This is a genomic window from Pseudomonas mandelii, from assembly GCF_002251635.1.
GTDB classification, from domain to species: Bacteria; Pseudomonadota; Gammaproteobacteria; order Pseudomonadales; family Pseudomonadaceae; genus Aquipseudomonas; species Aquipseudomonas mandelii_B.
The window spans coordinates 34153-55615 of sequence record NZ_NMOJ01000196.1 but is presented as its reverse complement, the minus strand read 5'-3'; the positions used below and the strand labels follow the sequence as shown (position 1 = coordinate 55615).

At 59.9% G+C, this 21463-nt stretch carries 21 protein-coding genes and 1 pseudogene; 16 read left to right on the top strand and 6 right to left on the bottom strand.

What is annotated here, in order from left to right; translation table 11 throughout:
• Positions 1-270 precede the first annotated feature (270 nt).
• Positions 271-726 (top strand): DUF721 domain-containing protein, encoded by a 456-nt coding sequence (locus tag B7L09_RS24380; RefSeq protein WP_094470979.1) that lies wholly within the window; start codon positions 271-273, stop codon positions 724-726.
• Between the two features lie 58 nt (positions 727-784).
• Here B7L09_RS24380 and B7L09_RS24375 read toward each other — a convergent pair whose 3' ends face one another.
• The gene (locus tag B7L09_RS24375) at positions 785-2272 is read right to left on the bottom strand and encodes a helicase HerA-like domain-containing protein (protein ID WP_094470981.1); all 1488 of its coding nucleotides are present in this window, start codon (positions 2270-2272) and stop codon (positions 785-787) included.
• Positions 2273-2460: 188 nt separating this feature from the next.
• Between B7L09_RS24375 and B7L09_RS32915 the strand changes: the two are divergent.
• The 5 genes and pseudogenes from B7L09_RS32915 to gpgF all read left to right on the top strand — a co-directional run.
• Positions 2461-3492, top strand: a pseudogene (locus tag B7L09_RS32915) (HAMP domain-containing protein); the annotation flags it as partial.
• A gap of 93 nt (positions 3493-3585) precedes the next feature.
• Positions 3586-4350 carry a methyl-accepting chemotaxis protein gene (locus tag B7L09_RS32910; protein ID WP_438269346.1) on the top strand — a complete coding sequence of 255 codons (765 nt, stop codon included), beginning with the start codon at positions 3586-3588 and terminating at the stop codon, positions 4348-4350.
• 190 nt (positions 4351-4540) lie between these two features.
• Complete coding sequence (gpgS, locus tag B7L09_RS24365; RefSeq protein WP_094470977.1) at positions 4541-5662, top strand: N-acetylglucosaminyl phosphatidylglycerol synthase; 1122 nt, start codon at positions 4541-4543, stop codon at positions 5660-5662.
• Entirely contained in the window at positions 5655-6431 is a 777-nt protein-coding gene (gene gpgD / locus B7L09_RS24360) for an N-acetylglucosaminyl phosphatidylglycerol deacetylase (RefSeq protein ID WP_094470976.1), read from the top strand. The genes gpgS and gpgD overlap by 8 nt, the downstream gene beginning before the upstream one ends.
• Positions 6428-7423 carry a glucosaminyl phosphatidylglycerol flippase gene (gpgF, locus tag B7L09_RS24355; protein WP_094470975.1) on the top strand — a complete coding sequence of 332 codons (996 nt, stop codon included), beginning with the start codon at positions 6428-6430 and terminating at the stop codon, positions 7421-7423. Before gpgD ends, gpgF begins: the two co-directional genes overlap by 4 nt.
• On the opposite strand, the gene B7L09_RS32050 is transcribed toward gpgF, so the two are convergent.
• Positions 7410-7586 carry a hypothetical protein gene (locus B7L09_RS32050; RefSeq protein WP_010457533.1) on the bottom strand — a complete coding sequence of 59 codons (177 nt, stop codon included), beginning with the start codon at positions 7584-7586 and terminating at the stop codon, positions 7410-7412. The genes gpgF and B7L09_RS32050 overlap by 14 nt on opposite strands.
• Before the next feature lie 86 nt (positions 7587-7672).
• Positions 7673-8521 (bottom strand): formyltetrahydrofolate deformylase, encoded by an 849-nt coding sequence (purU, locus tag B7L09_RS24350; protein ID WP_094470974.1) that lies wholly within the window; start codon positions 8519-8521, stop codon positions 7673-7675.
• Positions 8522-8861: 340 nt separating this feature from the next.
• On the opposite strand from purU, the gene mvaT reads away from it, so the two are divergent.
• Positions 8862-9239, top strand: coding sequence for a histone-like nucleoid-structuring protein MvaT (gene mvaT, locus B7L09_RS24340; RefSeq protein ID WP_094470972.1), 378 nt, complete (start codon positions 8862-8864; stop codon positions 9237-9239).
• 99 nt (positions 9240-9338) lie between these two features.
• Here the strand turns inward: mvaT and sbcB are convergent, their stop codons facing one another.
• A complete protein-coding gene (sbcB, locus tag B7L09_RS24335) occupies positions 9339-10769 on the bottom strand; it encodes an exodeoxyribonuclease I (protein ID WP_094470971.1) in 1431 nt (476 codons plus the stop codon).
• 182 nt (positions 10770-10951) lie between these two features.
• On the opposite strand from sbcB, the gene B7L09_RS24330 reads away from it, so the two are divergent.
• The 8 genes from B7L09_RS24330 (at position 10952) to B7L09_RS24295 (ending at position 18650) form a co-directional block, all read left to right on the top strand.
• The gene (locus tag B7L09_RS24330; RefSeq protein WP_094470970.1) at positions 10952-11677 is read left to right on the top strand and encodes an RDD family protein; all 726 of its coding nucleotides are present in this window, start codon (positions 10952-10954) and stop codon (positions 11675-11677) included.
• Positions 11674-12651: a stage II sporulation protein M gene (locus B7L09_RS24325; protein WP_094470969.1), complete on the top strand. Its 978-nt coding sequence runs from the start codon at positions 11674-11676 to the stop codon at positions 12649-12651. The genes B7L09_RS24330 and B7L09_RS24325 overlap by 4 nt, the downstream gene beginning before the upstream one ends.
• Positions 12638-14182 carry a DUF4129 domain-containing protein gene (locus B7L09_RS24320; RefSeq protein WP_094470968.1) on the top strand — a complete coding sequence of 515 codons (1545 nt, stop codon included), beginning with the start codon at positions 12638-12640 and terminating at the stop codon, positions 14180-14182. Before B7L09_RS24325 ends, B7L09_RS24320 begins: the two co-directional genes overlap by 14 nt.
• Positions 14179-15342, top strand: a complete 1164-nt coding sequence (locus B7L09_RS24315) for a DUF4350 domain-containing protein (RefSeq protein ID WP_094470967.1) — start codon at positions 14179-14181, stop codon at positions 15340-15342. Before B7L09_RS24320 ends, B7L09_RS24315 begins: the two co-directional genes overlap by 4 nt.
• The gene (locus B7L09_RS24310; protein ID WP_094470966.1) at positions 15339-16340 is read left to right on the top strand and encodes an AAA family ATPase; all 1002 of its coding nucleotides are present in this window, start codon (positions 15339-15341) and stop codon (positions 16338-16340) included. The genes B7L09_RS24315 and B7L09_RS24310 overlap by 4 nt, the downstream gene beginning before the upstream one ends.
• Positions 16337-17668, top strand: coding sequence for a DUF58 domain-containing protein (locus B7L09_RS24305; RefSeq protein WP_094470965.1), 1332 nt, complete (start codon positions 16337-16339; stop codon positions 17666-17668). Before B7L09_RS24310 ends, B7L09_RS24305 begins: the two co-directional genes overlap by 4 nt.
• Before the next feature lie 92 nt (positions 17669-17760).
• Positions 17761-17994 (top strand): hypothetical protein, encoded by a 234-nt coding sequence (locus tag B7L09_RS32480; protein WP_094470964.1) that lies wholly within the window; start codon positions 17761-17763, stop codon positions 17992-17994.
• 281 nt (positions 17995-18275) lie between these two features.
• Positions 18276-18650 (top strand): DUF6124 family protein, encoded by a 375-nt coding sequence (locus B7L09_RS24295; RefSeq protein ID WP_094470963.1) that lies wholly within the window; start codon positions 18276-18278, stop codon positions 18648-18650.
• 141 nt (positions 18651-18791) lie between these two features.
• Here the strand turns inward: B7L09_RS24295 and B7L09_RS24290 are convergent, their stop codons facing one another.
• Both B7L09_RS24290 and B7L09_RS24285 read right to left on the bottom strand, forming a co-directional pair.
• Complete coding sequence (locus B7L09_RS24290) at positions 18792-19151, bottom strand: PilZ domain-containing protein (protein ID WP_094470980.1); 360 nt, start codon at positions 19149-19151, stop codon at positions 18792-18794.
• Positions 19152-19396: 245 nt separating this feature from the next.
• The gene (locus B7L09_RS24285) at positions 19397-19783 is read right to left on the bottom strand and encodes a tetratricopeptide repeat protein (RefSeq protein WP_094470962.1); all 387 of its coding nucleotides are present in this window, start codon (positions 19781-19783) and stop codon (positions 19397-19399) included.
• A gap of 157 nt (positions 19784-19940) precedes the next feature.
• Here B7L09_RS24285 and pyk point away from each other — a divergent pair, with 157 nt between their 5' ends.
• Positions 19941-21392 (top strand): pyruvate kinase, encoded by a 1452-nt coding sequence (pyk, locus tag B7L09_RS24280; protein ID WP_064453951.1) that lies wholly within the window; start codon positions 19941-19943, stop codon positions 21390-21392.
• Positions 21393-21463: the final 71 nt, after the last annotated feature.

The window sequence follows — 21463 nt, the reverse complement described above, 5'->3', positions numbered from 1 at the left end:
GCACCGTGAGTGGCCCGAGCAGCCCTCACGGCCGCATGCGAACGAGCATTCTACCCGGAAACGATGGTGAGGAAAGTGGCGTTATTCCACGATGCATGCACTGCGCTGTAACGGGGCTCACTTAAAATAAGGGCTTTTTGCTGAACTTCAAGCCATTCGCGGCAGAAGTTACTTGTTGATTTAATGGGTAAAGCGCTCGCAAAGCAATGGGTCAGGTGCACGTGGTGCTTTCTGCTACCATGGCGGCTCTGTTACTTCAGGTGTCTGATCATGGCATTTCGCCCTCTTACAGCCCGCGCTCCCAGCGTGTTGCTTCGCGAAGCCAAGCCGTTGAAAGCCATCTTCGGCCACGCGCAACGCTTGGGCCATTTGCAACGCCTGGTAGAAAGCCAGCTGCAACCTGCCGCCCGCGAGCATTGCCATGTGGCGTCCTGGCGCGAGGGTAATTTGCTGTTAATNGTGACTGACGGTCATTGGGCCACCCGCCTGCGTTATCAACAAAAACGTCTGCAACGCCAGTTACAGATGTTCGACGAATTCGCCAGCCTGACGCGGATTCTGTTCAAAGTGCAGCCCCCCACCGTTCAGCAAGGGGCGGCGGGGCATACCATCAGTTTGTCGACGGATGCGGGCGCGACCATACAGGCCACGGCCGATGGCATCAGTGATCCGAATCTGCGAGCGGCGCTGGAACGCCTTGCGGCGCACGCCAAACCCAAGGAATGACATAGACCCCCTGTGGGAGCGAGCAAGCCCGCTCCCACAGTTTGATTGTGTCCGCTGGCTATCGGCGTTTGCTGCCGCCCAGTAGCGAGCCCATCAGTCCGCGTACCAGTTGTCGGCCCAATTGATTGGCTGCCTGGCGCATTGCCGATTTCAGCGCCTGCCCCGCCGCCGTGCCGAGGAACTCTCCAGCCTTGTCGGTGAAACTCGGTTCTTCGGCGGCCGGTTTGCCGGGAGCAGCGTCAGTCTCCGGCGCCAACCCTTTGCGCCCCATCAATATTTCATACGCCGATTCCCGATCAACCGGCTTGTCATACCGCCCCTTGAACGGCGACCCGGCGATCAGCATCGTGCGCTCGGTTTCGGTCAACGGCCCGATCCGCGATTGCGGCGGTGCGACCAAGACACGCTGGACCATCTCCGGCGTGCCCTTGTCTTGCAAGGTGCCGACCAGCGCCTCGCCAATCCCCAGCTCAGTCAACACCGATAAGGCATCAAACGCCGGGTTCGGTCGGAAGCCTTCCGCCACCGCACGCAGGGACTTCTGCTCCTTGGCGGTGAAGGCACGCAAACCGTGCTGGATACGCAGGCCGAGCTGAGCCAGCACGTCATCCGGCAAGTCACCCGGCGATTGNGTGACGAAATACACACCTACCCCTTTGGACCGGATCAAACGCACCACTTGCTCCAGGCGATCCTGCAACGCCTTGGGTGTATCGGCAAACAACAAATGCGCCTCGTCGAAAAACAACGCCAGCAGCGGTTTGTCCGAATCGCCACGCTCCGGCAGTTGCTCGAACAACTCGGCCAGCAACCACAGCAAGAATGTCGCATACACCTTCGGCGCTTCGTGGACCAGACGACTGGCATCCAGCAGATGGATGCGTCCACGGCCGTCAGCCGTCGGTTGCAGAATGTCTTCGAGTTGCAGCGCCGGTTCGCCGAACAGCGCTTCGGCACCTTGTTGCTCCAGGGTCGCCAGTCGTCGCAACAGCGCCTGACTGGAACCGGTGGTCATCAACGCCGCGTCGTCCCCCAGCAACTCAGGGTTGTCACGCAGGTGATTGAGCAGCGCCTTCAGATCCTTTAGGTCCAGCAGCAACAGCCCTTCGCGGTCCGCCACCTTGAACGCGGCATACAGCGCCGACTGCTGGCTGTCGGTCAACTCCAGCAGGCTGCCTATCAACAACGGCCCCATTTCGCTCAAGGTCGTGCGCAATGGATGACCGGACTGACCGTTAATATCCCACAGGGTGACCGGATAGGCCGCAGGCTTGTGATTCAGCCACGGCATCCCGGCGATCCGCTCGGCGATTTTGCCTTGAGGGTTGCCNGCTGCCCCCAGACCACACAGGTCGCCCTTGATATCCGCGGCGAACACCGCCACGCCAGCGTCGCTGAAGGCTTCGGCCAGACGCTGCAACGTGACGGTTTTACCGGTCCCGGTAGCGCCAGCGACCAGGCCGTGACGGTTCGCCAGGCGCATGGCCTGAGAGATAGGCTGGCCGGCAAGGTCAGCGCCGATAACGAGTTGCGATGAGTCAGGCATTTTGTCACCCATGGTTAATCTTTGATCCTGCACGGCCGATAAAAATGGTTGTGAGACTAATCCGAAAATAGCGTCGGTAATTCCCTAAGGAGAGGATGGAAATATCAGCTTTTTTTCAACATTGCCCATTCAGCGTGCCTTTATAAAAGCACGCTCAGGACATTAAGACCTTAGCGGAACCCCAAGCCATGAACAAAAACCTGCGCTTCAGCCATAAAATTTTGCTTGCCGCCGCCCTCATCGTTGTTGCCGCCTTCGCCTCGTTCACACTGTACAACGACTATCTGCAACGCAACGCCATTCGCGAAGACCTGGACAACTACCTCAACGAGATGGGAGACGTCACCGCCAGCAACATCCAGACCTGGCTGGCCGGCCGTATCCTGCTGATCGACAACCTCGCTCAAAACATCGCTGTCAATCCGGAACAGTCCAACGTCGCCAGCCTGCTTGAGCAGAAAGCCCTGACGTCGACCTTCATGGCATCCTATCTGGGCGATGCCACCGGCAGTTTCACGATTCGCCCCGACGCAAAAATGCCCGCTGGCTTCGATCCGCGGGTGCGTCCTTGGTACAAAGGCGCCGAAAGCAGCAGCACGGCAACCCTGACTGAACCTTATATCGATGCGGCCACCGGCCAGACCATCATCTCCATCGCCACCGCCTCGAAAAAGGCCGGGCAAAGCGTGGGCGTGGTGGGCGGCGACTTGAGCCTGCAAACCCTGATCGATACCCTCAGCGCCCGCGACTTCGACGGCATGGGCTATGCCTTTCTGGTCAGCGCCGACGGCAAGATCCTGGTGCACCCGGACAAAGCCCTGGTGATGAAGTCCCTGAGCGAGGCATTCCCGAAAAGTACTCCGCGCATCAGCAGCGACTTCAGTGAAGTGGAAGTCGACGGCAAGACCCGCATCGTCACCTTCACACCGATCAAAGGCCTGCCGTCGGTCAACTGGTACATCGGCCTGTCGGTCGACAAAGACAAAGCCTTCTCGATGCTCAGCGAATTCCGCGCTTCGGCGGTCGTCGCGACGATCATTGCCGTGGCGATCATCATCGCCCTACTGGGTATGTTGATCCGCATCCTGATCCAGCCGCTGCACGTCATGACCCGCGCCATGGAAGACATCGCTGACGGTGAAGGCGACCTGACCAAACGCCTGACCATCGTCAACAACGATGAATTCGGCGTTCTCGGCACGGCGTTCAACCGCTTCGTGGAACGGATTCATACCTCCATTCGCGAAGTGTCCTCGGCCACCGAGCAGGTCAACGAAGTCGCCCTGCGCGTGGTCAGTGCGTCCAACTCGTCCATGGTCAANTCTGACCAGCAAGCTTCCCGTACCAGCAGCGTGGCCGCCGCGATCAACCAGCTCGGCGCCGCCGCTCAGGAAATCGCCCGCAACGCCGCTCAGGCTTCCAGTCAGGCCAGCGATGCCCGCAGCCTCGCCGAAGACGGCCAACAAGTGGTCGATCGCAGCATCAAAGCGATGAATCAGCTGTCGAGCATGCTCAGCGCTTCGAGCACCAACATCGAGTCGCTGAACAGCAAAACCGTGAACATCGGGCAAATTCTGGAAGTCATTACCAGCATCTCCCAGCAAACCAACCTGCTGGCGCTCAACGCAGCCATCGAAGCGGCACGCGCCGGTGAAGCCGGGCGTGGTTTTGCCGTGGTGGCTGACGAAGTACGCAACCTGGCGCACCGCACGCAGGAATCGGCGCAACAGGTGCAGACCATGATCGAGGAGCTGCAAGTCGGCGCCCGCGAATCCGTCAGCACCATGAGCGACAGTCAGCGCCACAGTCAGGACAGCGTGGAAATCGCCAACTTGGCGGGCGAGCGCTTGAACAGCGTGACGCTGCGTATTGGTGAGATTGACGGGATGAACCAGTCGGTGGCGACGGCGACCGAGGAACAGACGGCGGTGGTGGAGTCGATCAATGTCGACATTACCGAGATCAACACGCTGAATCAGGAAGGCGTGGAGAACCTGCAGTCGACGTTGCGGGCGTGTTCGGACCTGGAGCAGCAGGCGGCGCGTCTGAAGCAGTTGGTAGGTAGTTTCCGAATCTAGCGTCTGAACTGGCCTCTTCGCGGGCAAGCCCGCTCCCACAGGGTTTAGTGTGAACCTGTGGGAGCGGGCTTGCCCACGAAGGCGGTCTGTAACACACCGCAAAAACCTCGCTGATCCCCCCGCCACAAAACCCCAACCGAACATCTATCCTTCATAAAGGTCAACCAAGGGAGAACAACGGACCGGAGGGATGCTCACTGTGCATATCGCGGACATAACCATGTTCTACGCCCCGGCCAGCGGTGGCGTGCGCACGTATCTGGATGCCAAGCACCGTCGCCTGAGCATCAAGCCAGGCATTCGCCACAGTTTGCTGATTCCAGGGGCACACTTGAGTGAGCAGGACGGCGTCTACTCAGTTCCAGCCCCGGCCCTGCCCTTCGGCAAGGGTTATCGTTTCCCCCTCCGCCTGGCGCCATGGCGAAATGTCCTGCAGGATTTGCAGCCTGACCTGATCGAAGTCGGCGACCCTTACCTTACCGCTTGGGCGGCTTTGGATGCGCGCCGGCAACTGGATGTGCCGGTGATCGGGTTTTATCATTCGGACCTGCCGCTGCTGGTCAGCAATCGAATGGGCAATTGGGTGACCCCGAATGTCGAGGCCTATGTCAGCAAGCTGTATGGCAACTTCGACCGGGTACTGGCGCCGAGTCAGGTCATGGCCGACAAGTTGATCGGTCTTGGGGTGAAGAATGTGTTCGTGCAGCCGTTGGGCGTCGACCTGCAAACATTCAATCCCGAAGCAAGGGACGACGGCCTGCGGGCCGAATTAGGCATTGATGAGAACACCCATCTGCTGATCTTCGCCGGCCGTGGCTCCAAGGAAAAGAACCTGCCGGTCCTGCTCGGTTGCATGAAGCGTCTGGGGCCTCGTTATCATTTGTTGCTAGTCGGTTCCTCCATGCCCGCTGTGGTGCCGGACAACGTGACTGTCGTCGATGAGTTCTGCCCGGCCACGCAAGTCGCGCGCTTGATGGCCAGCGCCGACGCACTGCTGCATGCCGGTGATCAGGAAACTTTCGGCCTGGTGATCCTCGAGGCCATGGCCAGCGGCATTCCGGTCGTGGCGGTGGCAGCCGGGGCCTTCGAGGAAATCGTCACCGATCAATGCGGTGTGCTCTGCGCGCCGAACAATCCCCTGGCGATGGCCAACGCGGTGCGCGAGTTGTTCAGTCAGGGCAGCGCCACCCTGGGCAAGCGCGCCCGCAGCCATGTTGAACAGCATTACGCCTGGGACGCCGTGGTCAACAGCCTGCTGGGGCACTATCACGCGGTGCTCGGCAGCCAATGGCCGCTGACCGCCAATGGTTGAACCCATGAACCTGCCCAGCCTGTTACTCGTGCTGCATGACGTTGCGCCGCAGACTTGGGCCGATTACCAGCCTTTTGTCGACGCCGTCGATGCCTTGGGCGATGTGCCGATGACCTGGCTGGTGGTGCCGAACTTCCACAAGCACAACGACCTGGACGAGCATCCGGGATTTCGTCGGTGGCTGACCAGCCGCGTCGCCCGAGGTGACGAACTGGCATTGCACGGCTACTTTCATTGCGACGAAGGCCCTCCTCCCAGCAATCCCAGAGACTGGTTCATGCGCCGGATCTATACCCACGAAGGCGAGTTTTACAGCTTGTCGCAAACCGCCGCGCTCGCCCGCCTGCGCGCCGGAATCGAGGTCTTCCATCGTTATCACTGGCCGCTGGAAGGCTTCGTCGCCCCAGCCTGGCTGATGAGCGAAGGCACTCGGCAGGCGTTACGCCAGTTACCGCTGAGCTACACCAGCGATCGCCAGCATTTCTATCGGCTGCCGGAGTTCACTTCCATCGATGCGCCGGGACTGGTCTGGAGTGCCCGCAGTGCCTGGCGCCGTGGCCTGTCGAAACTCGTCAGCGATCAGCGTGAACAGCGCTGGCGGCAAGCACCGGTGATTCGCCTTGGCCTGCATCCGGTGGACATGCGCCATGGATTTTCGCGTAGTTACTGGCTGCACACCCTCAAGCGCTTGCTCGATGAGGGACGAGTGCCGTTGACCAAGGCCCAGTGGCTCTCTTTGCACAGTGATCGTCTCGGTCGCGCCGCATGAGCCGGGGCATTCTGCTGTTTATCGCCCTGCTCGCCGCGGTGCTGATTCCGTTGCTGCTGGGTGGCAACGAGACGTGGTCGCGCCTGCAAAATTTCCCGTTGAATGAATTGCTGATCATGTTCGGCATGATCTTGCTGTGCTGGGTGGTGAACACCCTGCGCTTGCGCCTGTTGTTGGGCGACCAATGCGACAAGGTGGGCCGAGTGAAAAGCCTCGGAGTGGTGATGGCCGCCGAGTTCGCCTACTGCGCCACGCCCGGCGGGAGTGGCGGACCGCTGACGATCATGGCGCTACTCGCGCGCAATGGCGTGCGCCCGGCAAGGGGCAGCGCAGTGTTCGCCATGGACCAACTCAGCGATCTGCTGTTTTTCCTCTGCGCGCTGAGCGGGATTCTGATTTATGCGTTGTTCCAGCACCTCAGCGAACGCTTGGAATGGTTGCTGATCGTCAGCGCCGTCTCGATGTTTGGCGGGTTGCTCAGCTGCGTGGTGGTGGCGCGCTACCATCGATTGCTGATTCGCCTGAGCGGGCGGTTGCTCGTGCGCCTCAACGTCAAAGGCACCACGCGCCTGCGCTGGGCACGCAAGCTCCTGCATTTCCTGGCGGCGTTCACTGACACGCTGAAGTTGCCCGTTCTGACGTTGATCAAGGTGTTTGCCCTGACCTGCGTGCATTGGCTCCTGCGGTATAGCGTGCTGTATCTGGCGGTGCGCGGGCTCGGGGCAGACTTGCAGTGGGCCTGGTGCTTTCTGATCCAGATGCTTTCACTGAGTGCAGGGCAATTCAGCCTGCTGCCGGGCGGTGCCGGGGCGGCAGAGTTGACCTCGGCGGCGCTGTTGGCGCCCATGGTGGGGAAATCCACCGCGGCGGCGGCGATTCTGATCTGGCGGGCGGTGACGTATTACTTCTACCTGGTGGTGGGTGGCCCGGTGTTTTTGTTGATGCTGGGGCGGCCGCTGCTCAAAAAGTTGATGAAGTTCAAGCAGGCTTAGGCTTGTCTTCGGGTTGCTGCTGCAACTGCTCCCACAACTCGGCGGCACCGGGAAACTCCGTGCCGTCTTCAGGGCTCATCTCATCCGGGTCGTAACGACTCAAACAGCCCTCCCCCAACGTGGCGGGGGCCTTGGAAGTGGCTTTGTCGAGTGGGTCGGCCATGGTCATGTCCTCAGTGCAGAAACGGCGAAGGGCCTGAAGCGATTGAACGCCCAGGCCCTTCGAATTTCAACCGCTGTGTGTGGCTATCAGAACACCACGGTCTTGTTGCCATGCACCAGCACCCGGTCTTCCAGGTGATAACGCAGACCGCGGGCCAGCACCATNTTCTCGACGTCACGGCCGAAACGCACCATGTCTTCGATGCTGTCGCTGTGGCTGACGCGTACTACGTCCTGCTCGATGATCGGGCCAGCGTCCAGCTCCTCGGTGACGTAGTGGCAGGTCGCGCCGATCAACTTCACGCCACGCATGGAGGCCTGGTGATACGGCTTGGCACCGACGAACGACGGCAGGAAGCTGTGGTGAATGTTGATGACCTTGTGTGCATATTCCCTGCACAACGCGGGCGGCAGGATTTGCATGTAACGGGCAAGTACCACCACTTCGGCATCGTGCTGCTTGACCAGGCGGGAGACCTCGGCGAACGCCGGCTCTTTATCCTGTGGGTTGACCGGCACGTGGTAATACGGGATGCCATGCCATTCGACCATGCTGCGCAGGTCGTCATGGTTGGAAATCACACAGGCAATCTCACAGTCCAGCTCATCGCTGTGCCAGCGGTGCAGCAAGTCAGCCAGACAGTGGGATTCACGGCTGGCCATCAACACAACGCGCTTTTTCTGCGCGGTATCGGTAATGCGCCAGTTCATCGAGAACTCTTCGGCAATGGGTGCAAACGCTTCGCGAAAGGCTTCAATACCGAAAGGCAGCGAATCGGCACGAATCTCGTGACGCATGAAAAACCAACCGCTGAGATTGTCCGAGTGATGGCTCGCCTCGGTGATCCAGCCGTTGTGGGAGGCCAGAAAGTTACTGACTTTGGCAACGATGCCAACCCGGTCCGGGCAAGCAATCACCAGCCGAAAAGTGCGCATTAGGGGAAAACTCCAGAACTTCGCAAAGGTCGCCATTCTAGCGATTACGCAGAAAAACTGCAGTATTGATGACACATTGACCTGCACGCGGGTCAGTGGAACAGATTCCGGCAGCACCTCACCACCCGCGCGATGGTGTTCTTGTAGTCAATCTTCAAGCGCTCAATTGTGAATATCTGTGATGACTGCATCACACTTTTAACTCTGCGTTCAGTTTATGCCCTATTCACCGCAACTAATTTAAATAAAACACCGGTTAAATGTTTACTTGATGAAACACCCTGACTATTATTGCGGCACTGTCACCCTGCCATCCAGCGCCCAACATAAGGTAGTCCTCATGTCTCTGATCAACGAATACCGCGCCACCGAAGAAGCTATCAAAGAGCTGCAAGCCCGTTTGAAGAACCTGTCCCAAGACGACAAGCTGCAAACCGAGCTGGAATTCGAAGGCAAACTGCGCACCCTGATGGGTGAATACTCCAAATCCCTGCGTGACATCATCGCGCTGCTGGATCCGGAATCGAAAATCAAAGCACCNCGCNGTGGCGCTGTGAAAACTACCGGCACCAAGCGTGCTCGCAAGGTCAAGCAATACAAGAACCCGCACAACGGCGAAGTGATTGAAACCAAAGGTGGCAACCACAAGACGCTGAAAGAGTGGAAAGCCAAGTGGGGCGGTGACGTGGTTGAAGGCTGGGCTACCCTGCTGGGCTAAGCCCAATAGGTTGTCAAAGACTTATCCGCGACAAAAAATAACGCCAGCTGATGCTGGCGTTTTTTTATGCCCGGAATACAGCCCGGGCATTTTTCGTTTTCAAAGATTCAAACGTTTGCGTAATCCCTCGACATAATTCTGCCATTCATTCAGTACCTCTCGCTGAAACGTTGTAGCAGTAACGCTCAATTGGGCTGCGGCTTCTACGAAACTTTCAAGCGTATTGGGCGCCCCCCACTCTGGGGTCGACAAACGTTGCTGACAGAATATTCGCCAGCGCTCTTGCTCCTCGGAATTCAACGTATCGGGGAAGTTGCGTGCGCGATAACGAAACAATAATTCAGGTAAACGTTCGTCATCGAAAGGCCATTGCTGTTGTGATAATTGGGCAGGGTCGGCGGCCCTGACTTGCTCACATAGACGACGATCCCGATCACCGATAAAACCATCGTATAACTGTTGTTCGGGGTCCCGGCTCGAGGTGAAATCTTCGCTGGCATAAACCGCTAACACTTTATCCCGCCAAACTTGTTGTGCGTCACTTAGCCGCAGTACGCGATCCTGATAAAGCGCCATGTCCAGCCCCAGGCGTTGCTGATCGTCAGGCCGAAGTACCGACAGCGGCGCCACCACCGGGCACTTGTTGATATGAATAAGCTTGAGCGGCACCGGCAATTCTCCGTCGGCCAGGTCATCACGGCGGGTGTACAGCCGCTGACGCAGGGTTTCTGCGTCCAGATCAAGCAACCCCTGGGGATCCAGGTGCAGGTCGCAGACAATCAGGGCGTTTTTGTTGCGCGGATGCCAGGCCAGTGGCAGCACCACACCGACATAACTGCGAGCGGCAGAGAATCGCCCGGAAATGTGCACCATCGGTTGTAACAGTCGAATCTGATCCATCACCTTTTGTTTGCCGCGCAACTGGAACAGCCAGTCATACAACTTCGGCTGCTTCTCGCGAATAAGCCGAGCCAGGGCGATGGTGGCGCGAACGTCCGACAGCGCCTCGTGGGCATTGCCGTGGTCAATGCCATTAGCGGCGGTCAGCCGTTCGAGTTTAAGCGTCACCCGCCCTGCATCATCGGTTGGCCAGACGAGGCCATCGGGGCGCAAGGCGTAGGCTGTGCGGACCACATCGATCAAGTCCCAGCGACTGTTGCCGCCCTGCCACTCACGGGCGTAGGGGTCAAAAAAGTTTCGGTACAGGCTGTAACGGGTCATCTCGTCATCGAAGCGCAACGTGTTGTAACCCGCGCCACACGTACCCGGCGCCGCCAGTTGAGCGTGCACCCGGGTCATGAAGTCGGCTTCGCTCAAACCGTGTTCGGCCAGTTGGCCGGGCGTAATGCCAGTGATCGCGCACGCGGCTGGATGCGGCAGGATGTCGTCGCTGGGCTGACAGAAGAGGTTGACCGGCTCGTCGATCTCATTGAGATCAAAGTCGGTGCGAATCCCCGCCACCTGGAGCGGTCGGTCGCATCGGGGATTGATGCCGGTGGTTTCGTAGTCGTACCAGAAGATCGAGGTCACGGGCTGTTCCTGAACTGAAGATCGGCAAAGTCTAGGCGTTCACATCCCGCCCCGGCCAGTAACTTGTCATTCAATCAGCTCTTGTTAGGTAACGTGCACTACATAGTTATGTCGTTTCCCCCCGAGAGGCTGCTAGCATCGGACGGACATCGAATCCCGAACAGGCCACATCAAGGTTGCCCATGCTCGAGACCACAGCACTGCCAAGGAAAGCGACGCTGCCCCCGCCACTGGACACGCGGTATCAAGTCGAAACGCCCGAAGGCATCGACTTGCCACTGCGCCCGGCCGGGTTGATGGTTCGTGCGCTGGCCTTCTCCATCGACCTCGGGTTGCGCGGGCTGATTCTCGGCGTGCTGTTTATCGTGTTGGCGTTTCTGGGAAAACTCGGCGCCGGGCTGGGCTCGATCCTGCTGTTCGGGGTCAGCTGGTGGTACATGGTGCTGTTCGAGGTACTCAATCAAGGCCGTTCGCCGGGCAAACAATGGATGGGCTTGCGCGTGGTGCACGACGACGGCACCCCGATCGGCTGGTCCGCCTCACTCATTCGCAACCTGCTGCGTTTTGTCGACATGCTGCCTTTCGGCTACTTCCTCGGCGCCATCAGTTGCCTGCAACACCCCCATTTCAAACGCCTCGGTGACCTGGCCGCCGGCACGCTGGTGATCTACCGCGAACAACCCTTGACCCGACCGCAACTGCCCGACGCCCAGCCTCGCCGCCCGGCCTTTGCCCTGACGCTACCCGAGCAACGCGCCGTCCTCGGGTTTGCCGAGCGCCAGGGCGAGCTTTCCGAGGCGCGCAGCCATGAACTCGCGTCCATCCTTGCCCAACCCTTGCAGGTTCCCGCGCCACGCGCCGTGGCGGAACTTAACGCCATCGCTCGTGGTTTGTTGGGGCCCGCATGAAGCAAAGTCTTTTCGAAAATCGCCACAAGGCCGAGTGGGCGCGGTTTTCCCTGATGCTCGAACAGCTGGAGCGCGGCAAGGAAGCGTCCGGTATCGCCAGTTTCCCGAAAGACTATCGACGGCTCTGCCAACAACTGGCACTGGCTCAGGAACGCGGCTACAGCAGTTTCCTGATCGACTCGTTGCAGCAACAAGTGCTGCGCGGGCATCAACAGCTTTACCGACATCGCAGTCGACTGGGCGCCAACATTCTGAGCTTTATCCTTGCCGGATTTCCGCGGCTGGTGCGCGAACAATGGCGCTTTGTGCTCGCCGCCGGCCTGATGTTTTTTGGCAGCCTGATCGGCTTCGCGCTGCTGGTGTATCTGTTCCCGGACCTGGTCTACAACCTGATCCCGGCCGAGCAGGTCAGTGAGATGCAAAGCATGTACGACCCGGTCGCCGGCCATTTGGGACGCTCGGCGGAGCGCGCCGCCAGCGAAGACTGGGTGATGTTCGGTTACTACATCATGCACAACATCGGCATCGCCTTTCAGACCTTTGCCAGCGGGTTGCTGTTTGGTCTGGGCAGCGCATTTTTCCTGTTGTTCAACGGTTTGATGATCGGTGCGGTGGCCGGGCACCTGACGCACATCGGCTTCGGGCAAACCTTCTGGTCGTTCGTGATCGGCCACGGCGCCTTCGAACTGAGCGCCATTGCCCTGGCCGGTGCCGCCGGCCTGCAACTGGGCTGGGCGTTGATCGCGCCGGGACGCCTGCCCCGCGCCGAAGCGTTGCGACTGGCAGCGCGCAAAAGCGTATTGCTGATCTGCGGCGTCATGCTGTTTCTGCTGATTGCCGCGTTTATCGAAGCCTACTGGTCATCGATGACCGCGCCTGCACCCACGACCAAATACCTGGTCGGCGCGGTGCTGTGGTTGTTGGTGGCGACTTACTTGCTGTTTGCCGGACGGACACGCCATGCGCCTGAGTGACGCCACGGTCGTCATCCGCCCACGCACCTCCTGGGAAGCCATGGACCTGGGCGTGCTGCTGAGCCAGCGCCATCGACGGTTGCTGATGACCAGCTGGGCCATCATCACCTTGCCGATCTTCGCGCTGCTCAGCTTTTGGCTATGGGATTCCCCCTCCCTCGCCGTGTTCATCTTCTGGTGGTTGAAACCGGCGTTCGAGCGCTTGCCGCTGTACATCCTGTCCAAAGCCATGTTCGGCGAAACGCCCACCTTGAAACAGGCGCTGCGCCAATGGCCGAACCTGCTCAAGCCACAACTGTTGGCCAGTCTGACCTGGCGACGACTGAGCCTGAGCCGCAGTTTTCTGATGCCGGTGGTGCAACTTGAAGGCCTGGCCGGTGACGAACGACAACAGCGCTTGCGGGTGCTGCTGCAACGCAACGCCGGTGCAGCGCAGTGGTTGACGATCATAGGCGTGCACCTGGAAAGCGCGCTGTGGATTGGCCTGATGGTGCTGTTCTATATGTTCCTGCCACAGCAGGTTGAACTCGACTGGAGCTGGCAGACCTTGATCGCCGTGGCCACCCAGGACTGGCGCTGGCTGGAACACCTGACCAATTTCTTTTACGTGCTGGTGCTGATTGTCTGGGAACCGATCTACGTGGCCTGTGGTTTCAGTCTTTATCTGAATCGGCGCACGGTGCTGGAAGCCTGGGACATCGAACTGGTGTTCCGCCGATTGCGCCAACACCTCAACACCACGACGGTCACTCTGCTGCTGGCGGCGATAATGCTGGTGCCGACCACGCAAAACGTCTGGGCCACCGAGCCGGTCATTACCCCGGACAGCCCACGCCTACAGGACCAACCACTGACCAGCCAGGCCTCCCGAGACAGCATCAAAACAATCCTCGATCAGCCCCCGTTCAAGAACAAGGAAACGGTGACCCGCTATCGGTTTGGCGAAGACAAACCCGACACCAAAACCCCAGACGACGGGAAAACACCTGAATGGCTGAAGGCATTGGCCGGTCTGCTCGACAGCCAGCGTTTCGGCTTTATCGCCAACCTGATTGAAGTGCTGCTCTGGGCCGCCGTAATGAGCGCCATCGGCGTGCTGATCTGGCGTTACCGCGACTGGTTGCAAGCGTTCGTCAGCCGTCGGCCGGTGTTGAACCGACGAGCCGCGCGTCCGTTACCGCAGCAAGCATTCGGCCTGGACCTGAGCCGCGAAACCCTACCCGCCGACATTGCCGCCAGCGCCGAAAGTCTCTGGCAAACCAACCCGCGCGCGGCCCTCGGATTGCTCTATCGCGCCCTGCTCAGCCATTTGTTGCACGACCACAACATGGCACTGAAACCCGCCGACACCGAAGGCGAGGTGCTGCAACGTGTCGAGCAACTGCACCAACCGGCCTTGCTCGCCTTCAGCAGAACCTTGACCGGGCACTGGCAGAACATGGCCTACGGGCATCGCCTGCCACCTGCGCATTTGCAACAGGAACTCTGTGACGGCTGGCGAACCTTGTTCGGCCCGGGAGCCGCCCGTTGAGCCGGCGCTTGTGGCTTTCGGTCGGTGTGTTCATCACCGTGCTGGTGGGCGCGCTGAGTGTTTATCTGTACCTGAAGGCCACGCCCTATCAGGCCGAAATCGATCACGGCCCCTCACCCGAAGCCCTGGCCAATCCCTATCTGGCCGCCGAGCATTTCCTGCGAAAACAAGGCCTGACCGTCGGCCATGCCAACAGCCTCGATGTGCTGCCCACCCTCGATCCGCGTCAGCACAGCCTGCTGTTGCTCGGCGACCGCTACAACATGACGCCACGCCAGATTGATCAAGTGATGAACTGGACCCGGGCCGGCGGGCGCCTGTTGTTTGTCGCCCAGTCGCTGTGGGATGAAAAGACCGGCCAGAGCAATGACCTGCTGCTCGATCGCGTGCAGGTGCATCAGTCGCTGAGCAAAGACCTCAAGGAGCCGCCGCCTGACATCCTCGACGACCCGTTCCCCAAACTGACCAAGCTGTATCTGGAAGACGAGAACGCGCCGGCCTACGCCAGTTTCGATACGGCGTTCCATCTCGAAGACCCGAAAAACCTCGCGCAAGCCTGGGCCAACAGTGGCAAGGCTACGCACATGATGCAGCTCAACCACGGGCTCGGTTCGATCACTGTGGTCACCGACGCCGACCTGTGGAAAACCCCGGCCATCGGCCAATACGACAACGCCTGGCTGCTCTGGTACCTGACCGCCGACACGAGCGTGACCTTGCTGTTCAACACCGATCACGACAGTCTGCTGACCTTGTTGCTGCGCAACTTCCCTCAGGCGTTGGTCGCCCTCATCGCCCTGATCGGTCTTGCGCTCTGGCACGTTGGAGTGCGCCATGGTCCGCTGCTGGAACCGGCGTCGAAAGGTCGCCGGCAACTTCAGGAACACTTGCGCGCCAGCGCCGATTTCATGCTGCGCCGCAGCGGTCAGCACAGCCTGTTGCAAGCCTTGCAGCAAGACATCCTGCGCCGTGTCCGCCACCGACACCCCGGCTTTGAACAACTCGGCGTTGCCGAGCAATGGCTGGTGCTCGCGCGCCTGACCGGCCAGCCCACGCGCGCCATCAGCCAGGCCATGAGCCCGCGACCGAAGCAGCGGCTGTCCAGCGCTGAATTCAGCCGTCAGGTCGCCCACCTTCAAACCTTGAGGAACACGCTATGAGTCAACAGATCGAGCCCGGCAGCGCGACTCACGCCGCCCAGCAACGCCAGCGTGCCAGTCAGTTGGCCCAGGCCGTGCGCAATGAGTTGCAAAAAGCCGTGATCGGCCAGAACAGCGTGATCGACGACGTCCTCACCGCACTGATTGCTGGCGGCCACGTGTTGCTCGAAGGTGTNCCGGGCTTNGGTAAAACGCTGCTGGTGCGCGCGCTGGCCCGTTGTTTCGGTGGCGATTTCGCACGCATCCAGTTCACGCCGGACCTGATGCCCAGCGATGTCACCGGTCACGCCGTGTACGACCTGAACACCGAGCAGTTCAAACTGCGCAAGGGGCCGCTGTTCACTCACCTGTTGCTGGCTGACGAAATCAACCGCGCCCCGGCCAAGACTCAGGCCGCCCTGCTTGAAGCCATGCAGGAGCGTCAAGTCACCCTTGAAGGNCGCGCCTTGCCCATCGTGCAACCGTTCATGGTGCTCGCCACGCAAAACCCGATCGAACAGGAAGGCACGTATCCACTGCCCGAAGCCGAGCTCGACCGCTTCATGCTCAAGGTGCGCATGGACTACCCCGACGCCGAGCAAGAGCTGGACATGGTCCGCCAGGTCAGCCGCTCGACCCGCGCCGACATGCTCGACGTACAACCGCTGCGCACCGTGTTGCAAGCCAAGGACGTGCTGGCCTTGCAGCGCATCGCCAGCGATCTACCGCTGGACGATCAGGTCCTCGATTACGCCGTGCGCCTGGCCCGCACCACCCGCACCTGGCCAGGCCTGACCCTCGGCGCCGGGCCACGCGCCTCCATTGCCCTGGTGCGTTGCGCCCGCGCCCGCGCGCTGCTGCGTGGCGGCGACTTCGTGATCCCGGATGACATCAAAGGTTGCGCCCTGGCAGTGCTGCGCCATCGTGTACGGATCGCCCCCGAGTTCGACATCGAAGGGCTGGACGTCGATCAGGTACTCAAGCAGTTGCTCGATCAAGTGCCGGCGCCGCGTCTGTGAAACCCTCGCGCCTGTTGCTGATCTGGCTCGCCATCCTGCTGGCCATCGGCATCGTGCTGGGCGCGTTGCGGGCACTGGAATTCGACGTACCCTCGAGCCTGTTATCGATCAATTGGGGATTGCTGCTGGCGCTGCTGGCCCTGGCCATTCTCGACGCCATTCGCCTCAAGCGTTTGCCCTTGCCGCGCCTCCAGCGCCAGATGCCCGGCAGCCTGGCGCTCGGTCGATGGAGCGAAGTGCGGCTGGAGGTCGAGCATGACTTTGCTCAATCCCTGAACCTGCAGATCTTCGACCATGTTCCGGAAGGCGTCAGCTTCGAAAACCTGCCGCTTTCGGTGGAACTGCAACCCGGCCAGCAGAGCCAGGTCGGCTATCGACTACGCCCCCTCAAGCGCGGCCACTTCATCTTCGAACACTGCGAAATCAACCTGCCGAGCCCCTTGGGTTTATGGTCAGACAAACGCCTGCTGAACGTGACCGACAGCACCCGCGTCTACCCCGACTTCGCCCGTCTCTACGGCGGTGAACTGCTGGCGGTGGATAACTGGCTCAGCCAACTCGGCGTGCGTCAGCGTCAACGGCGGGGCCTGGGTCTGGAATTTCATCAGTTACGCGAGTTTCACGAAGGCGACAGCCTGCGGCAGATCGACTGGAAAGCCACCGCGCGCCAGCGCACGCCAATCGCCCGGGAATATCAGGACGAGCGCGACCAGCAAATTGTGTTCATGCTTGATTGTGGCCGGCGCATGCGCAGCCAGGACGGTGAACTGGCCCATTTCGATCACGCACTCAATGCCTGTCTGTTGCTCAGCTACATCGCCCTGCGCCAGGGCGATGCAGTGGGCCTAAGTACCTTTGCCAGTGATCGAGCGCATTACCTCGCCCCGGTCAAAGGCACGGGCCAGCTCAACGTATTGCTCAACACCGTCTACGACCTCGACAGCACCCAACGCCCCGCCGACTACCAGGCTGCCGCCACGCAGCTACTGGCCCGACAGAAACGCCGTGCGCTGGTGGTGCTGGTCACCAACCTGCGCGACGAAGACGACGAAGAACTGCTTACCGCCGTCAAACGCCTGAGCAAACTGCATCGGGTACTGGTGGCGAGTCTGCGCGAGGACTTGCTCGACGGTTTGCGGCACGCGCCGGTGCAAACCTTGCCGGAAGCGCTGGCTTATTGCGGGACGGTGGATTACTTGAATGACCGGGCGCAACTCCACGAGCAGTTGAGTGCTCATGGAGTGCCGGTGGTGGATGCCCGGCCCTCAGAGTTGGGGGCCGAGTTGGTGACGCGGTATTTGGGGTGGAAAAAGTCAGGGGGGTTGTAATGTCTTTTCCGAACAGCAGGAACAAGGTCGTCTTCAGTTCTATGATTCCGTGACGGTGAAAATCAGGTGTCGGGAATCAAAAGGTACGCCATCTGCATCGCGTAGTTGCGCCTCAACTTTATCTATTCGCGTCAGTGCTAATCAAGATCAACCAGAACCAACTAGCGTTGGGTGCGGCTATGGATGAGCTCACTATCTGGGCTGAGAAGCAAGGTGCGAGCGATGTCGCTGGCCACATAAGAGATGCACTAGAAACGCTGGATCAAAATCAAGAGTTTATCTCGTTGGCTCTTCTCTCTGTGTCAACTGACTTCAAAGGAGAATAGGTATCCCCGCTTTATAGTCCCTTTACCCGAAGCGAAGAGTGACGGAGTGGAGAGACTCGCTTTGCTGTGGCCAATGGTCATGACCATTGGCCAAGCCTGCATTCACCCTGGTCCTACACGTATATACAAGAAGCCGTACAACGGCTACATAATCAGTTGCTTCTGCCTACAACCTGCGGTGCCCCCGACTGACTTCGGGCGAGAGTCACCCCGATTAAGGTTCTCCTATCGCTACTTATCAGCGATCCAATAAGGAGTTAACCCCATGTCGAAGGCTACACCTGCCCCTTCCACCGAATCCCCCCGAAACCGACCCGGTTTCCCCCTACGCCACCCTCGATTCAAGAAAGCTCCACGCCGCCGCCGACAAGGCGCTGGACCACTACCTCAAACCCGACGTCGATACCCTTCGCTCTTCCCAGGAACGTGCCATGAAAATGTTCACCGTCGTCGCCGATGCCAACCCCGAAGCGCTAAACATCGAGACCTACGAAACCTTTTCCACGGTCAGCACGTTGCTGCTCGACCTGGCAGACAGCCTGGACGACAAGCCGCGGCATCTGGCGATGGCGATTTACCGGATGAGTGAGTTGGGGTTGATGCTGGTGGAGCGGTCGCTGGATAACGAGAAGGCGATCAAGGTGACCGAAGCTTAACTATCAGTCGTCTTTGCTGACGTCATCGCGGGCAAGCCCGCTCCCACAGGGATCGGCGTCGAACACACATTTTGTGAACGACGCCAGACACTGTGGGAGCGGGCTTGCCCGCGATGGCGATGGTGAAAACGCCAATGAACTTCAGGCAGATGCAGGCATCGGCTGAAAACTGAAGTACTGCGTCAACGCCTCCACCAATTGCCCATACTCCAGCGGTGCCCGTTGCAGGCTGAACCCGGCGTCGTAATGGTGGGGGGTTTCGTCTTCGTGGCACCACAAACAGCACGCCGTCAGGTCAATGACCTGCTGGCAACCGTCGCTGGCGGGGATTTTCAATCGCAGGTCAAAGTCGACGCCCACCATCATGGGCAACTGGCTGATGAGCATCAGCCCGTCGGCGGACACATTGCCCAGAAAGCCGATGGGTTTGTCGGTGACGCTGTTGAACACTTTCAGAAAATACGGCAATTGATGCCGCTCGATCCGGCGGTCGGTAAACATGCGCAGTTGGCCCAGCAAGGCCCTTAAGCAGGGCCGCACTAATGCTTCGGAACGTGCCTGTTTTTGCTCTTGTCGAAAAGCCTGGCGCGCTCTCCCCGTTCCCGGTGCGTCAGTCCACGAATCCGCTGACGCTTACAGCTGCCGGTGACAGGTATGACCTCGGTCTAGAGACATGGCTCTAAAACCGATCTATTCGACTATAGCTCACCACCGTCGGGCGGCCAGCCTTTGCATGACAACAGTCATCAAAACTGCGTCGGGCGCACCGCTGCTGCGGCGCTGCGAGTCGGGTAATGGCCCAGGCTCTGCAAGGTTTCCAGGCGCGCGCGGGCGCGGTAGGCGTATTCGCTTTGCGGGTAGGACGCCATGATGAACTGATAAGTCTGCGCCGCATCGATGAACAGCTTCTGCCGTTCCAGGCACTGGCCGCGCATCATCGACACTTCCGGCCACACATAAGGCCGCGCACGGCTGGAGCGTTCGACTTTCGACAATTCGAGCATCACCTGCTCGCAATTGCCGCGATCGTAGGCGCTGTAGGCGTTATTCAAATGATGGTTCATCGACCAACGGGCGCAGCCCGTCACACTGAGGACGCTGAGGGCAAGGGCGGCAATGGGCACGAATCGCATGGGGGTTCTCCTGTCTTGAGCTCTGTATCGACCCGTGAGCAGAAATCTTCAGGAATGTTCGGTTAAAGATATAAACGAATAAGTAGTGCATATGAACAATGACTACAACCAAAGAGCATAGTAGCCTTCCCCAGCGCTTGAACTCAGGAGTCTGTGCATGTCCGTCCGTCGTACCAAAATCGTCGCCACCCTTGGCCCGGCCAGTAACTCGCCGGAAGTCCTCGAACAGCTGATTCTGGCTGGTTTGGACGTTGCCCGTCTGAACTTCTCCCACGGCACCCCGGACGAGCACAAGGCTCGCGCCAAGCTGGTGCGTGACTTGGCCGCCAAGCACGGCCGCTTCGTGGCATTGCTGGGTGACCTGCAAGGCCCGAAAATCCGTATCGCCAAATTCGCCAACAAGCGAATCGAACTGAAGATCGGTGACAAGTTCACCTTCTCCACCAGCCATTCGCTGACCGAAGGCAACCAGGACGTCGTAGGTATCGACTACCCGGACCTGGTCAAGGATTGCGGTGTCGGTGACGAACTGCTGCTGGACGACGGTCGCGTGGTCATGCGCGTCGACACAGCGACCCCCACCGAACTGAACTGCACCGTGATCATCGGTGGTCCGCTGTCCGACCACAAAGGCATCAACCGCCGCGGCGGTGGCCTGACGGCGCCAGCCCTGACTGAAAAAGACAAGGCCGACATCAAGCTCGCCGCCGAAATGGAAGTGGACTACCTCGCTGTGTCCTTCCCGCGCGACGCCGCCGACATGGAATACGCCCGTAAACTGCGCGACGAAGCCGGCGGCACCGCTTGGCTGGTGGCGAAGATCGAACGCGCCGAAGCCGTGGCCAATGACGAAACCCTCGACGGCCTGATCAAAGCGTCCGACGCAGTCATGGTTGCCCGTGGTGACCTGGGCGTGGAAATCGGTGACGCCGAGCTGATCGGTATTCAGAAGAAGATCATCCTGCACGCACGCCGCCACAATAAAGCGGTGATCGTGGCGACCCAGATGATGGAGTCGATGATCCAGAACCCGATGCCAACTCGTGCCGAAGTGTCTGACGTGGCCAACGCCGTGCTCGACTACACCGACGCCGTGATGCTCTCGGCTGAAAGTGCTGCCGGCCCGTACCCGCTCGAAGCCGTCCAGGCCATGGCGCGTATCTGCGTCGGTGCCGAAAAGCACCCGACCAGCAAGACCTCCAGCCACCGTATCGGCAAAGTGTTCGAAAGCTGCGACCAGAGCATCGCGCTGGCAGCCATGTACACCGCCAACCACTTCCCGGGCGTTAAAGCGATCATCGCCTTGACCGAAAGTGGCTACACGCCGTTGATCATGTCGCGCATCCGTTCCTCGATCCCGATCTACGCGTTCTCCCCGCACCGCGAAACCCAGGCCCGCGCGGCCATGTTCCGTGGCGTGTACACCGTCCCGTTTGACCCGGCATCCCTGCCGCCAAACCAAGTCAGCCAGGCGGCTATCGACGAACTGCTTAAACGTGGCGTTGTGGAAAAAGGCGACTGGGTCATCCTGACCAAGGGCGACAGCTACCACACCATCGGCGGCACCAACGGCATGAAAATCCTGCACGTTGGCGACCCAATGGTCTGAGTGACACGCTGAAAAACAAAAGCCCCGCCATGTGAATGGCGGGGCTTTTTGCATTTCAAGGCAGGGTGACG